This is a genomic window from Metabacillus crassostreae (genome assembly GCF_016908395.1).
Classification (GTDB): Bacteria; Bacillota; Bacilli; order Bacillales; family Bacillaceae; genus Metabacillus; species Metabacillus crassostreae.
Genome location: NZ_JAFBDU010000002.1, coordinates 613,261 through 628,425 on the forward strand (window position 1 = coordinate 613,261; position 15,165 = coordinate 628,425).

At 33.0% G+C, this 15,165-nt stretch carries 11 protein-coding genes; 3 read left to right on the forward strand and 8 right to left on the reverse strand.

Annotated features, from left to right (window positions below):
- Positions 1-116: 116 nt before the first annotated feature.
- Positions 117-1,583, reverse strand: a complete 1,467-nt coding sequence (locus JOC75_RS10540) for an amidase (protein ID WP_204954005.1) — start codon at positions 1,581-1,583, stop codon at positions 117-119.
- Between the two features lie 344 nt (positions 1,584-1,927).
- On the opposite strand from JOC75_RS10540, the gene JOC75_RS10545 reads away from it, so the two are divergent.
- The gene (locus JOC75_RS10545; RefSeq protein ID WP_204954006.1) at positions 1,928-2,716 is read left to right on the forward strand and encodes a hypothetical protein; all 789 of its coding nucleotides are present in this window, start codon (positions 1,928-1,930) and stop codon (positions 2,714-2,716) included.
- 7 nt (positions 2,717-2,723) lie between these two features.
- Positions 2,724-3,182 carry a hypothetical protein gene (locus tag JOC75_RS10550; protein WP_204954007.1) on the forward strand — a complete coding sequence of 153 codons (459 nt, stop codon included), beginning with the start codon at positions 2,724-2,726 and terminating at the stop codon, positions 3,180-3,182.
- Between the two features lie 101 nt (positions 3,183-3,283).
- Here JOC75_RS10550 and hemH read toward each other — a convergent pair whose 3' ends face one another.
- The 3 genes from hemH to JOC75_RS10565 all read right to left on the reverse strand — a co-directional run bounded on the left by hemH (position 3,284) and on the right by JOC75_RS10565 (position 7,690).
- Entirely contained in the window at positions 3,284-4,219 is a 936-nt protein-coding gene (hemH, locus tag JOC75_RS10555) for a ferrochelatase (RefSeq protein WP_204954008.1), read from the reverse strand.
- A gap of 86 nt (positions 4,220-4,305) precedes the next feature.
- Complete coding sequence (gene hemE, locus JOC75_RS10560; protein WP_146949492.1) at positions 4,306-5,355, reverse strand: uroporphyrinogen decarboxylase; 1,050 nt, start codon at positions 5,353-5,355, stop codon at positions 4,306-4,308.
- 190 nt (positions 5,356-5,545) lie between these two features.
- Positions 5,546-7,690, reverse strand: a complete 2,145-nt coding sequence (locus tag JOC75_RS10565; protein WP_204954009.1) for a transglycosylase domain-containing protein — start codon at positions 7,688-7,690, stop codon at positions 5,546-5,548.
- A 145-nt stretch (positions 7,691-7,835) separates the two neighbouring features.
- Between JOC75_RS10565 and JOC75_RS10570 the strand changes: the two genes are divergently transcribed.
- Positions 7,836-8,345: an antibiotic biosynthesis monooxygenase family protein gene (locus JOC75_RS10570; protein ID WP_204954010.1), complete on the forward strand. Its 510-nt coding sequence runs from the start codon at positions 7,836-7,838 to the stop codon at positions 8,343-8,345.
- An 828-nt stretch (positions 8,346-9,173) separates the two neighbouring features.
- Here the strand turns inward: JOC75_RS10570 and JOC75_RS10575 are convergent.
- The 4 genes from JOC75_RS10575 to JOC75_RS10590 form a co-directional block, all read right to left on the reverse strand.
- The gene (locus tag JOC75_RS10575) at positions 9,174-10,250 is read right to left on the reverse strand and encodes a family 16 glycosylhydrolase (protein ID WP_204954011.1); all 1,077 of its coding nucleotides are present in this window, start codon (positions 10,248-10,250) and stop codon (positions 9,174-9,176) included.
- 423 nt (positions 10,251-10,673) lie between these two features.
- Positions 10,674-11,663 (reverse strand): L-glyceraldehyde 3-phosphate reductase, encoded by a 990-nt coding sequence (gene mgrA, locus JOC75_RS10580; RefSeq protein WP_204954012.1) that lies wholly within the window; start codon positions 11,661-11,663, stop codon positions 10,674-10,676.
- Between the two features lie 35 nt (positions 11,664-11,698).
- Positions 11,699-13,216 carry a response regulator transcription factor gene (locus tag JOC75_RS10585; protein WP_204954013.1) on the reverse strand — a complete coding sequence of 506 codons (1,518 nt, stop codon included), beginning with the start codon at positions 13,214-13,216 and terminating at the stop codon, positions 11,699-11,701.
- Positions 13,217-13,218: 2 nt separating this feature from the next.
- Complete coding sequence (locus JOC75_RS10590; RefSeq protein ID WP_204954014.1) at positions 13,219-15,081, reverse strand: sensor histidine kinase; 1,863 nt, start codon at positions 15,079-15,081, stop codon at positions 13,219-13,221.
- Positions 15,082-15,165: the final 84 nt, after the last annotated feature.

Consider the following 15,165-nt stretch of genomic DNA (forward strand, 5'->3'; position numbering starts at 1 on the left):
TCCCTTTATGACGACCTATTTCTCAAACTACCATCCGTCTTAAATCTTCATCTAATCATCCATACAAAAAACTGATCACCCTAATTAAAAGATGACCAGCTTTTAAAATCTTTATCCTATAATTTTGGTGCTACTCTATGTTTTGTTCCTTGCTCATAGGAATAAGCTATCTCAATCAATGCTGGCTCACTAAAAGCTAAACCTGAAAACGTTATTCCGACTGGCTCTCCCTCATTCGTGTAGCCAGCAGGTACAGTTATTGACGGATATCCCGCTACTGCAGGTAGAAGTGCACCTATATTATTTGGAAAGACAATAGCATCTAATTGATGTTGTTCCATAACAGCATCAATACCTTGCTTTCTAGCCAAGTAATAATCCTTCTCTAGACTATTAAGATAGTTTGGATCCGTTAAAGTTCCACTTGTTTTGTTTGAATCAAGAAAGAGCTTTTGACCATATTTCAATGCACTCTCACCAATTTGTTCATTCCGTTGTATTACATCTGAAAGTGTACGAACTCCTAAGGTAGAATCTACATTTTTTAAATATGCCTCTAAATCTGCCTTAAACTCATATAAAAGAACATTTATATCCCAATCTTCATTTGTTGAAGGAATAACAATTGAATCAATCACCTCTGCTCCAAGCTCAGTTAGCTTTTCAATTGCTGTATTCATAACAGTAAGCTGTGATTCGTTTAACTCATCAAAATACGTATCACGAGCTATACCAATCTTTTTACCTTTTAATCCTTCTGATTTAAGGAACTCTGTGAAATCTACAGAAAGAAGCTCATTACTAAGAGTAATCGGATCTTTATCGTCTGTTCCTTGTAAAGCATTAAGAAGAATCGCTGCATCTTCTACTGTTCTAGCCATTGGACCTGCTGTATCCTGAGTATGAGAAATTGGTATAATACCTGTTCTGCTAATTAAACCAACAGTAGGCTTAATTCCCACAATAGAGTTTTGACTTGCAGGACTTAAAATTGAACCACAGGTTTCCGTTCCTACTGAAACAGTCGCTAAATTTGCTGCAATTGCTGCTCCTGAACCTGCACTTGATCCACCAACAATAAACTTTTGCCCATAAGGATTTAATGTTTGTCCACCTCTTGAGCTATAACCTGTAGGCATATCTTCAGCAATGAAATTAGCCCACTCTGTTAAGTTTGTTTTCCCTAAAATAATTGCACCTGCTTCACGCAACTTTTTTACAACAGCCCCATCTTCTTGCGCGTATGAGTCTGCTAAAACAAGAGAACCTGCACTTGTATGCATTTTATCTCCTGTATCAATATTATCCTTGATTACTACAGGAATTCCATGTAAAGACCCACGGCTACCCTTCGTTTTTCTTTCATAATCAAGTGCTGCTGCAATTTGTAGTGCTTCTGGGTTAACTTCTATAATTGAGTTAATAGAAGGACCTGATTGGTCGATTTCTGATATTCTGGATAAATAGATAAGCACTAACTCTTTTGATGTAATTTCTTTATTTTCTAGTTTTTCTTGAATTTCACTAATCGTAGCCTCAACTATCCATTCATTCTTAAGTTGCTCCAACTGTTCATCCTTCATCGGTAGTACCCCCTATTTTAACTAACATTGACTTTCATTTAGAATACATTATTTCGGTAGCCGAATAAAGTATATTAGTACCATATTTTATAATTAAAAGTTTCATGTATGATCATTTGTTACTAATTGACCTTATTAGTAACAAAAAAGCTCTCCATCAATTAGATGTTGTTATAGTACCTTTAAATCTAGCTCTATTACAATAATATAGCCTGGTAGCATGTTTATATTAGTTAAGGTAAATAATATATATATCCAAAAGGTAAATGAGCTATCTAGAATAAAAAACTTCATTAGAGGAATTATAGTTGTAAAATAAAGGAACGATAATAAGGTGACGATAAATGAATAATTATACAAATAGCAACACCGCTAGACGCTACAAAGCTCACGTTAGCATTCTCGGAACTACTCAAATTCATTTAAGAAACCCTTTTATTATAGCTTGGTGGAGTGCAGCTTTTCCTGGGTTTGGTCACTTACTACTGTCCAAGTATATTCGCGGGTTTGTACTATTTATATGGGAAGTTGTTGTGAATGTTAAAGCAAATATTAATTTAGCAATGGTTTATTCATTTCAAGGGGAAATTGATAGAGCTAAAGAAATATTGGACACAAGATGGCTGTTAATATATATTCCAGTTTATTTGTTTGGAATATGGGATAGTTACCGTACAACCGTAGACTTGAATAATGTCTATATATTATCTGAGAGGGAAGAACATCCTTTTAATACTTTTAGTATAGGTGCACTTGAAATTAACTATCTTGACAAAAGAAACCCAATACTGGCTTTAATTTGGTCATTGTTTGTTCCTGGTCTTGGTCAACTATACATACACAGAATTGTGACAGCGTTCTTTGTTATTATTTGGGTTGTTCTTTTTAGTTATTATTCTCACAGCCTTGAAGCAATATCACTTTTATTTTTAGGTCATGTACAAGAAGCAACATCTGTTTTAAAACCAGAATGGTTCTTATTTTTCCCTTCTATTTATGGTTTTTCAGTTTTTGACTCTTACATGAATACAGTTGAAAATAACAATCTTTATGATAAAGAACAACGTAAGTATTTAAAAGAAAACTACCAAACACCTGCTTTTAAATTAATAAAAGCACAAAAAGTGAAGTGAAAAGAAAATGCAACTGTTCTCAACATTTGAATGTAACACTTTTCTAGAAATGGCGATTTCAATGTTAGAAAAAAAGGGTATCGCAAAAGATAGAATCTATGCTATTCCCCTTGATAATCGTATGGAAGAACGAAAAATTTTTGATACGATTCACCGATCTGACGGCACCTCTCTTATCGATATTGGAATGGTACTTGCAACAGCTTTTTCGGTTATTTGTGCTAGTATAGGTTTCAAGTTAACATGGGGGCCAATATACTGGGGATTAATTGGTGCATTTCTTGGATTTATGGTGGGATTTGCTATACGTTTATATACTGAGAAGATTCTAAAAAAGAAAAGAAGATTATTAAAGGGTAAGCAGTCAGAAGTCATTTTAATTATTGATTGTGAGGAAACACAAGCAGAAATGGTAGAAAATATTTTATGGAGACATTATGCATTAGGTGTAGCAAAGGTTAAGTGATTATAATAAAAAATAACCCTATATTTTATCTTATACTTTTAATCAAAAAAGGCATGGATTTCAACATAATCCATGCCTTTTTTATTCTATAGTATAAGATTTTATTTATGTTCCTTTAAATGCTTCAACACAACGGTTGAAAGACAATCGATAAATTCGGGCTTAGCGTTTGGCATTTCTGGGCGATAATAGCTAGCACTTAGTTCATCTGTGATCACTTTACACTCATAATCATTATCGAAAAGTACTTCTAAGTGATCAGCTACAAAGCCTACAGGAATGTAAACAAACGTTCTATATCCTTCTTCAAACAGGTCTCGTGTTAAATCTTGTACATCAGGACCTAACCAAGGCTCAGGTGTATTTCCTGCACTTTGCCATCCTGTTACATATTTTTTTACACCTGCCGCTTCAGCAATTAAATCAGCTGTTTCTTGAAGCTGCTGTGGATAAGGATCTCCATTTGCAATGATCTTCTCAGGTAAACTGTGCGCTGATACAACAAGAATGGCTGAATCTTTTTCTTGCTGAGTCATTTTTCCAAATGTCTCTTTTAAGCGGTCTGCCCAATAGGCAATGAACTTTGGCTCAGTATACCAGCTTTCAACTGAAGTGATTGTTAAGCCTCCAAGTTTTTCAGCCTCTTCCTTTGCTCGTCCATTATAAGATTTCACACTAAAGGTTGAAAAATGTGGAGCTAGTACTATACTAACTGCCTCTGTGATCCCATCTTCATGCATCTGTTTAACAGCATCTTCCACAAATGGTTCAATATGCTTTAAACCTAAATACATTTTAAATTCAATATCATCTTGAATGTCATTTAGATGCTTTTCAAGGTTTTCTGCTTGATCTAATGTGATTTTTGCTAATGGAGAAATCCCCCCAATAGCTTCATAACGGTCTTTTAAATCTTGTAGTGCTTCTGGTGCTGGCTTACGACCGTGGCGGATATGTGTATAATAACGCTCAATATCTTCTTCTTTATATGGTGTACCATAAGCCATAACTAATAGACCCATTTTTTTCTTACTCACGTCATTCACCTCTAATTCAATTCGTCAGCTTATTTTCTCATTATTTATCGATACCATCCATTTTGGATGTGTTTAAGAATTATTTGTTACTTACTTTTAACCTGCTTAGAATAATCATGAACAAAAGCTGTTAATTTCTTTAAAGATTCTGGATTTACCTGTGGGAATACACCATGACCTAAATTAAAAATATAACCATCCTGCTGCATACCTTGATCTAATATAGCTTTAGCTCTTTCTTCAATTACTTCCCAAGGAGAAAGTAAAATAGCTGGGTCAAGATTTCCTTGAAGAGTTTTCGTTAATCCCATACCTCGAGCTTCTTGAACTTGAAGTCTCCAATCAAGACCTACAACATCTAATGGGAGATCATGCCATTCACGTGCTAAATGACTTGCACCAACACCAAACATAATTAAAGGTACATTTTCTTCTCTTAATTCACTGAAAATGCGTTCCATTGTCGGCTTTATATAATAACGATAGTCTGCCACATTAAGTGCTCCTACCCAAGAATCAAAAACTTGAATTGCTTTAGCTCCAGCCTTGATTTGTGCTTTTACATACACAATACTCATCTCTGCTAATTTATCCATTAATGCAAACCAAGCTTTCGGCTCAGAGTACATAAATGCTTTTGTTTTGTTATAACTCTTCGATGGTCCTCCTTCAATCATATAACTTGCTAATGTAAAAGGAGCACCTGTAAAGCCAATAAGCGGAACATCTAACTGTTCTTGTGTAAGTAATTTAATTGTATCTAATACATAAGGAACATCACTCTCAGGATCAATTTCTCCCAATTTTTCTACATCACTTAGTGAACGAATTGGATCATCAATCACTGGACCTATTCCTGATTTAATTTCTACGTCTACTCCAATAGCAGGAAGTGGCGTCATAATGTCTTTATAAAGAATGGCAGCATCTACACCATATTGTTCAACAGGCAGCCTTGTTACATAAGCACATAGCTCCGGCTGATGTGTTATTTCAAAAAGACTATATTTTTCTTTAATTGCACGGTATTCAGGCTGTGAGCGACCCGCCTGCCTCATATACCAAACCGGCACATGATCTGTTTTTTCTCCTCGACACGCCTTTAAAAACGTATCATTGAATCTCTTTTCTGCCATTCTAAAAAGGCCACCTTTCTATGTAAAAGGGGAAAACCCCTTTATTAAATAATACTTATTATAATCTAATACTTATTCTATATTATTCTCTCTGCCCTTTCAACTATAACGGTTTCATTTCATGTTGTATAGCTTTGATATACAAATGTCAAAAAATAGACGAATAAATCAATGAAACTGTTTTTATTACTTATTCATTTGAACTGAAAAGACTAGGTTTGATCGATTTTGTGAGCATGCCTTCTTTATTTGTTTGTACATTATAAGGGGCTACAGAATAAGTACTTTCTGAAAACACATTAATATAAGGAATCTCATAATGCCCTTTACCTTTAACTGTACCAACAAGCTTTGTAGTACCAGTTTTTGTTTTCTCATAAACTCGGTACTCAACACGATCATCCTGCTGAGCATCCCATTCAAGTGTTAATGTAATTAATCCCAGTGGTTTAAATGTATATCTAGCATCAACCCGGTTGATTTCCTGTATTCGAATAGGGCTATCTAGATCATCCACACCATCCGGAACTGAAAAAGCAACGTTTTGATCCCAGCTAGCATCTGTTAGGATATCTTTAAACAGCTTAGTAGGATATGAGCTACCATGCTTTAAGTAATGGTTTTCATCTGTTTTATCATATCCCATCCAAAGTGCACCAACAACATTCTCTGTATACCCAACAAACCAAGCATCTTTTGAAGCACCATCAACATTCGGATAAGAAGTTGTACCAGTTTTCCCGGCAAGTTCGCCTTTGAATTCTCCACTTTTCGCTGTTCCTTCACTAACAACATGCTGTAGCATTCTAGTCATATCCCAGGAAGTTTGTGGAGAAAAAACCTGTTGTAATTCACTATAATGTTCAGCTATTACCTTCCCATCATCACTTTTTATTTCATTAATAAGATGGTGGTCACTATAACTTCCACCTTTTGCAAAAGTTCGATATGCATTGGCCATTTGAATAGGAGTAACTCCTTCAGATAATCCACCTAGAGCAATAGCTAATCCATCATCTTTAATTCCTATACCAAGGCTTTGTAAATATTTTTTGCTTTCTTTAATTCCTAATTCAGATAATGTCCAGACTGCCGCAGCATTTTTTGATGATATAATAGCATCAAACATTGATACTTCTCCTGAATATTGTTTATCATAATTCTCAGGAGAATAATCACCATATGTTTCCTTTTCATCCTTTAATAACGAATAAGGATTAAATAAACCTTTCTCAAGAACAGGTCCGTATACCGCAACAGGTTTAAACGTGGAGCCTGGTTGTCTTTGAATCTTGATTCTATTTAATCCTTTTGGAACATAATCACGGCCACCAACAGCTGCTAATACCCCTCCTGTATCGTTATCTAACAATATAAATGCCCCTTGTGCTTGATCATCGGTACCAGGAAAATACTCATTTTTTTGAAACAGATCATAAGCTGATTTTTGTAATGTTGATTGAAGTGGAACAGTTATTGTATAACCACCTCTTAACAACTCTTCATTAGAAATTGCATATTTTTCCTCCGCTTCATCAAATACCATATCAATATATGTGGTTAGCCAAGGACTTTCATGTTTTTCACTAACTTGGAGCTTCACAGTTTTCCCTTGTGTTCTAACAACCTCATCATAAGAAATATACTCTTGATCTCCCATTAAACTTAAAATAATATCTCTACGCTCTTTGCTTTTAGCAAGATTATTAATCGGAGAATAATTAGTAGGTGCCTTAGGTATACCAGCTAGAACTGCACCTTCTTCTAATGTTAGCTCTGAAACATCTTTACTAAAATAAAATTCAGCTGCAGATTTTATTCCATAAGCACCATGTCCAAAATAAACTTGGTTTAAATACATTTCTAATAATTTTTTCTTGCTATAACGTCTTTCAAGATTGATTGCAATTATCGCTTCCTTCGTTTTTCGAAGAAGTGTTTTATCATTTGTTAAAAAAATGTTTTTCGCTAGTTGTTGGGTAATTGTACTACCACCTTCAACCTTCCCACCAGCTAATATATCTTTATAAAGTGCGCGACCAATAGATCTCATATCAATTCCATGATGCTCATAAAACCTTTGATCTTCTACAGCAACAAAGGATTGCTGTACATACTCAGGCACCTCAGATATATCGACCAATTCTCTATTCTCTAAAAAAAGCTTTGTTATTTCATTACCTTCCATATCGACTAATTTCGATGCTGTATTCATAACTAGCTTTTCTTCATCTATTACATAATTCCCCATAAATATAATGAATAAATAGCCTAACAAAGCAATAATGAACGTCATTGCGATTGAGAGACCAGTTAGAAGAAGTTTCTTTTTCATTCAAAATCACCCCTTATATTTCTTAGTATTGTTAAAAATAGGTAGGTATATGTGTAAAACACTAAAATTGGAAAAAATCAATATATAGTTGTTATAATGATACTAGTACTATTGATCATAAACTAATTAATGAGGTGAAGAAATAATGAATCTATACATAACTTACGGAACAAATGACTATTTGGCAAAAATAAAAAAAGATCATCCTGACAAGAACCTGCTTCATATGGAAAACGCTGATACAACTGTACTTTTTCATGAAACAACCGAACAATCCATTTTTAATGAGCCTAAAAAGTATGAAGTGTTAGATTCATCAGGAGAGCTAAGCAATGGCTTATATGCTGTCCTAAACAATATCCCTGTTACAGAAGAGGGAAAACCACTTTTTGAAAAACGTTTTAGCGAAAGAGCTCGATTAATTGAAAATGAACCAGGCTTCTCTGCAATTCGAGTATTACGACCTAAAAATGGTGATACATATATTATTTTAACATTATGGGAAAACGAACAATACTTCAAAGCTTGGCAGGAGTCAAAAGCATATGAAAATGCCCATAAAAAAAGAGGAACAAGTGAGGGAGTCGATAAACATTCCATATTCCCGCGCCCTTCTTATGTAACCACATACTCACTTATAAATAACGAAGAATAAAAACATACTAACATAATTTTAAAAATTATCCATAAAGACAATAAATCTAAATATATTTATAATACTGTTTTCTATTAATCAGTAACTGTAAAACAATTGTGTACCATTGCACCACAGACACAAAGAGTAGCCGTGGAGGTAGCTGAGCCTCCACGGCTACTCTTGCTCAATCAATAATTAAATAAAAGGCTAGGACATAAGTATTTAAGCTAAAATTAAACCCAATATTAGGTGATCGCTCAATTGATATTTCGCCTAATCTTTCGGATCTTTATTTGTTGATAGGAATCAGAACCTATTTTTATTTTCTAACATTTTCTGCACTTATGACAATATTTCCTTGGAAATGACAATATCTTTCTACATAAGATTACCCTATTTTTCTACAATAGATCTTTCATTCTCTCTGGGTATCATTATTGAATCATCAAACTATCATATTCTCATGACATCTATTTGAGTTAAAATTGGAATTATTAAGAGTAGTTTGGACTGTTTCACAATAATACCCCACATATTGGATTTGGGTACACTTACTGAAGAGGCAAATTAAATATAGTTAATTCTTAGAGAAACTTACGAAATTATATATAAAATATCCTAAACTAACCACGTTAACTACTTACAAATTAGACTTAGTCTATTGATCGAAATTTATCTCCTTATGTATAAAAATAAGCATTGCTCAAATAAAAAGCCAATGCTTATTAGTATTTTTGTATGAGCATGATATAAACAAGATTGTTATTGAATGTTCTGGTAGTGCACACCTTTCACCAGTATGCCAGGTTATTCAATTCCTAAAGGATCTATAATTCCCTTTCATCTCTAACTCTTTCTATAAACTTTTACAAAATCAACAATCATCTTCTGTGGGAATACAGTCGTCTTGTCAGGATTTCCTGGCCAGTCACCACCTACAGCTAAGTTTAACTGAAGATAAAATTCACGATTAAATGGCGCATGACGATCATCTCCTTCTCCATCTTCACTCTTTGTAAACCATTCTGACTGTTTTGCAAAGAGAACGTCATTAACATACCACCTAATTTCTTCAGGTTCCCATTCAAGTGTATATACATGAAAGTCATCAGAAAAATTTTCACCATTAGGTAGCTTATATGATTCTCCTGTGTATGTATGAGGATTTCCATAATGAATTGTTCCATGTACAGTGTCAGGCTCATGACCAACAATTTCCATGATGTCAATTTCTCCACAAGATGGCCAGCCTGAATATATACTCATATCAGCTGGCATCATCCAAATCGCTGGCCAAATTCCTTTTCCTTGTGGTAGTTTTGCTTTTATAGAAAAACGACCATATGTCCAATTAGCCTTGTCTTTAGTAGTTAGCTTAGCTGAAGTATAGGAATTATCCTGGTAGTTCTCTTCATGAGCTTCAAGTATTAACTGATTTCCTTCAATTCTTGCATTCTTTTCTCTATTTGTGTAGCATTGTAATTCGTTGTTCCCATATCCCCCACCACCAATAATATAATTCCATTTTGTATCATCTATATGAGAATTAGAAAAAGTATCTTCCCAAACCTTAATCCAGCTAATAGACTCCAACTCACCTTCTGTAAGCGTAATCATCTTAATGCTCACAATATAATTCTTCTCATCTACAACAAATAAAGCTATGTATTTATTTATAACTAAATCTACACCAGAAATATCACTTCCAGAAGCGTAAGGATTCGTGACGGTTCGATCTGTAGGGACTAAATCTCCAATCTGTATGTCTAAAGGTATAGAGGAAACCTTAACAGCAAGGTGATGATTATCATTAACAGTTGCATAAATTTTTACTGTTCCTGCTCTTTCACCTTTCATTACCTTACATTCAAGGAGAGATATAGATTCATTTCCCAATTTATTTTCTTTTTCCAAAATTTCCACTTCCCTTTCTCCATTTTCATTATTCCTTGTTATTTAATTGTAACTTCATCACCTTCGTTGCATAAGATTGTAATTTTTGTATTCGGTTACAAAATTTTAGAAAGGTTCAAAAGTGCATCCTTCTATAGAATGTTGATATGGCTTTGAAAATAACAGAAATTTCACCTCAAACATTTAGAAACTACAGATCTCTTAAAGCTAAAAGAGTATGTATATTTCAAAAAATAGCTAAGAAAAAACACTTATCACATTTGATAGGTGTTTCCTTAGACTATTTTCACATACTATATTGGTTTTAACAGAATAACACTCGTCTTAGCTTCATGTTTGAACTTACCCTTACTATACAACCCAGAGGAGTCGAGTTTTGTTCCTCATGCACAACAATGAAACCAAACTATAATCTTCAATCTAAAATATTTACTACTTTAATATAGTATCTATCATTTCTAACTCTTCTTGACTAAATGAAAGATTGTTTAGTGCAGCAATATTTTCTTCAATTTGACTAACTTTACTTGCTCCAATTAAAGCCGAGGTTACTTTACCTTCTCTTAATACCCATGCTAATGCCATTTGAGCTAGTGACTGCTCTCTTTCTTGAGCAACAGCATTTAATTTCTGAACCTTTTGAATGACATTTTCTGTTACATCATCTTTATTTAAAAAGCTTTTGGATTTCATTGCTCTTGAATCACTTGGAATTCCATCTAAATACCGATTAGTCAATAACCCCTGTGCAAGTGGAACAAATGCCATGCAACCTACTCCATTATCATGTAACAAATCTGTTAATCCATCTTCTATGGAACGATTAAACATTGAATAAGCAACCTGATTAATAACAAGTGGCGTTCCAAGGGCTTTTAAAATGGAAATAGCTCTATTAGATTCTTCTGTTCCGTAATTGGATACTCCAACATAAAGAGCTTTTCCTTGCCTTACAATAGAATCTAACGCCATCATAGTCTCCTCAAGAGGAGTTTCTGGATCTGGACGATGGTGATAAAAAATATCTACATAATCAAGTCCCATCCTTTTTAAGCTTTGATCCAAACTAGAAATTAAATATTTCCTAGAACCCCAGTCCCCATATGGTCCTGGCCACATATTATAGCCGGCCTTTGTAGAAATAATCATTTCGTCACGATAACCTATAAAATCCTTTTGAAGAATTTTACCAAATGTTTCTTCAGCAGAACCAGGAGGTGGACCATAATTATTTGCAAGATCAAAATGTGTGATTCCAACATCAAAAGCTTTTTGGATTAATAATCTGCCATTTTCTAATGTATCTTCACCACCAAAATTATGCCAAAGTCCTAAAGATAAAGCAGGTAATTTCAGACCGGATTTTCCACAACGGTTATATTGCATTCCTTCATAACGTTGTTGATAGGGTTGATAAGTCATGTTTTTTCCTCCATTTTAATACTAAGTATTTTTTCTTAGCTACGAAACTCCTTTGGAGATACACCTTCTATCTCTCTAAATACCCTTGTAAATTGTTTAGGGTTTTTATAGCCTACCATCTCACTTATTTCCAAAACTTTGAGCTCAGTTTCAACAAGTAGTTTTTTTGCTTCGTTTATACGAATTTTCTTTAAATAATCAACAAAATTAAGTCCTGTGTATTCCTTAAATGTATGACTAAAATACGAATAATTCAAAGATATATAATTTGATACAACGGCAAGGTTTAAATCTTTATTGTAATTTTCATTTATATAACCCAATGCTTTCTCCATATACTTTTGTTCAGAGTAGACAGACTTAATTTGCTTTACATATTCATGAAGTTTCATAACAAGTTCCTCAACTACATTGAAATACTCAAAAAAATTTTCATAGTTATAAATGTTGCCTACATCTTTATAAAATTTAAAAATTTCAAATGACTCTTTTCCCAACTTATTGAAGTAATAGTCAAATACATTCGAGTTAAAATCTTCACTTAAAGACTCCATATAGCTTATTGATAATTGAGATATTTTTTCAAAGTCAAAAATCGTTAACAAACTAACTTTTAACTCTTTTTCTCGATCTGTTCCAATCATATTTGAAATTTTATGAATTGTATTAATGGGAATCTCTTCATCTGCAGGTTTACTACTTATATTCTCAAAAAATATTAGACTAGATCTTGGAAAAAGAAAATGATACTTACAGGCAATAAGTGCTTGGTTATAAGCAACTTTTATATTCTTTAGTTCATTTTGTTTCTCACTAACCGATAACAAGTACTTTATATATTTCTCTTCAGCGAATGTGTCCTTTAAACAATCAAACACTTCAGTGGTTGGAGAAATTAAGACAACATTTTCATCTTTATCGCAAAAAATAATAAATCTCTTAATATCATCACAATATTGTTTCTCTATAATATGTTTTATGGAATTATGACATTCTTTCCCTCCCACTGCAGTTTTACTCTTAATTAACCCGATATAATATCCATTTGGAAACTCAGTAATATTTACCTTTCGACAGTTACTCTCAATTTCCTCCTCACCTATTTTAGGATTCAATAATATATTATTTAATTGAGTAGCCCTGTAGTCATCATGATGACCATATTCAATTTTAGTATCTGACTCTATTTCTTCTACTACCTTTGTTAATGTTTGAAAAAGTTCTTTACGATTAATGGGTTTTAATAAGTAATCTTTAACCTTCCATTTTATCGCTTCCCTGGCATATTCAAAATCATCATAGCCACTTAATATAATAAGAGCAGGGTTTTTCCCATCCTCTTTAATATGTTGGATTAGAGCAATTCCGTTCATACCTGGCATCTTTATATCCGTTATTAAAATATCAATCTCGTTGTCTTTCATCATATTTAAAGCATCTTGACCATCTGATGCTACTAGGGTAGAGAATAAATCCGTAAACTCTCTGTTAATCATCGCTTGGATACCTAGACGAATATTTTTCTCATCATCAACTATTAATAATTTATACAAATTTACTCCCTCCCCTTTATGATTAAATAAGGCATTAATACAACAACTTTTGTATAATGATCAGGTTTACTTTCTACAGTTAACCCGTAATCATTACCATAATGCAACTGTATACGATCATTAACATTCCGTAATCCGATTCCACCACTTTGCTTTTGCATGTAGTCTTGCTCTGGCTCGACTCCAACACGAATGTTTTTATTTAACCTCATTAACAACTCATTACTCATACCAATTCCATTATCAATTATTTCCAGTACAACAAACCCATGATCTATAGAGACATTTATTTCAATCACTCCATTGCCAATTGATACTCTAGGAGTTATACCATGTTTAACGGCATTCTCCACAATTGGTTGAAGCGACATCTTTAATATTTTCTGGGACATTAACTTTTCTGGAACATTAATAACTAAACTAAGACAATTATCTAATCGAAGGTTCATAATGTCGATATAATTCTGTATATGTGTTAATTCTTCGCGTAACTCAACGAAATCCTTTTTCCACCTCAAGTTATATCTCATCATTTCACCTAATGATGTTAATGAATCTGATATATCATACTTACCTTCTATTTCAGCCATCATCTTAATATTTTCTAATGTATTGTAGAGAAAATGTGAATCTATTTGTGTTTTTAATGCTTTAAGTTCAGCTTCTTTAGTAGCAGCTTGTTTATTTACCGTTTCTGCAATCAGACCATTAATTTTGCTGAGCATTTCTTGAAAATGATAAGCAAGCACTGCAAATTCTCCTTGTCCATTAATTTCCACTGTTAGGGAAAGATCTCCGTCTTTAACCCGTTTCATTGAATGAATTAATTTATACATTCTTTTTAACAATAAGGAAATAAGGAAATAAGTAATTACAGACAGAATAATAACTAAGATAAAAGTTCCTGTCACAATAAGATTTCTAGTTTGTTTCATATCTGCATATATATTCTCGAGGGAAATTACATTTAACATATGAGCATCTATCTCTTCTATATAAGTAGAAACAATTAAATAAGGAATATTTTTGTATTTAAATTGAAAAGTACCAGATTCCTTTCTAAATTTTGATAACTGATCCTTTATCACGGAAGCGTTGATTTGTTGACTTTTCAAAAAATTATTTTGTGTGTTTTGAAATACATTCATTTCAGAATCAAACAATATCATTTCGGATTGTTCATCTTGAATTCCACTATACATTTTAGGAAAAAAGTTACTTAATAGCATGCTTATTTCAACAATACCTAAATGAATGTCTTTAGGATATTCTACTTCTCTTAATAATGAAATTCTTGGGCTATTACTTGTATATAAATTTCTTTCTAGTAAATCCTCGCCTTTTTCATTAAATGCCCAGAATTCTATTCCATTTCGATTGTTCACATCGTTGTACCATGGCATATGAGAAATACGTTTCTCTTTTAAAACAAGTGGCCACATTTCAGTTACATAAGGATTATTCGTAAATAGATGGATATCTTCAATTGTAGGATTGTTTTGTTGAAGCTTCGCGACATTTGAAAACGCATTCATTTTAAAATCTATTAATTCGTTAATATTTGTTTCGTTTCTTGTTTTAATATACTCGATAAATTCATGATCTGAAGCTACTAGTTGGGCTGTTCTCCTCATTGATTCTATATTATTTTTAATATGTATTTCCTCTATCTTAAGGAGATACTCATTTTTATTCTTAATATCCTTAATCGAGCTTTCATATAATTGATCCGAATAGTATAAGGTAAAAGATATGGCTGGTATCATAAAGATGAAAATATACAAAGAGATTAACTTATTTTGTAAAGATAGTTGTTCAAACCTCTGTTTCAATATTAAGAAAATTTTCTTTATCTTTCGCAACATAACCCACATCCAGTTTTATTTGCTCATGTCTCTAGTGTATACTATTATGATACGTAGTTGAAAAACCCAGAATATTTTTCTGGG

What these genes read in the sequence shown, in the direction of transcription:
- JOC75_RS10540 (WP_204954005.1), bottom strand. Translation starts at nt 1,583, where the DNA reads ATGAAGGATGAACAGTTGGAGCAACTTAAGAATGAATGGATAGTTGAG.
- JOC75_RS10545 (WP_204954006.1), top strand. Translation starts at nt 1,928, where the DNA reads ATGAATAATTATACAAATAGCAACACCGCTAGACGCTACAAAGCTCAC.
- JOC75_RS10550 (WP_204954007.1), top strand. Translation starts at nt 2,724, where the DNA reads ATGCAACTGTTCTCAACATTTGAATGTAACACTTTTCTAGAAATGGCG.
- hemE (WP_146949492.1), bottom strand. Translation starts at nt 5,355, where the DNA reads ATGGCAGAAAAGAGATTCAATGATACGTTTTTAAAGGCGTGTCGAGGA.
- JOC75_RS10565 (WP_204954009.1), bottom strand. Translation starts at nt 7,690, where the DNA reads ATGAAAAAGAAACTTCTTCTAACTGGTCTCTCAATCGCAATGACGTTC.
- JOC75_RS10570 (WP_204954010.1), top strand. Translation starts at nt 7,836, where the DNA reads ATGAATCTATACATAACTTACGGAACAAATGACTATTTGGCAAAAATA.
- mgrA (WP_204954012.1), bottom strand. Translation starts at nt 11,663, where the DNA reads ATGACTTATCAACCCTATCAACAACGTTATGAAGGAATGCAATATAAC.
- JOC75_RS10590 (WP_204954014.1), bottom strand. Translation starts at nt 15,081, where the DNA reads ATGTTGCGAAAGATAAAGAAAATTTTCTTAATATTGAAACAGAGGTTT.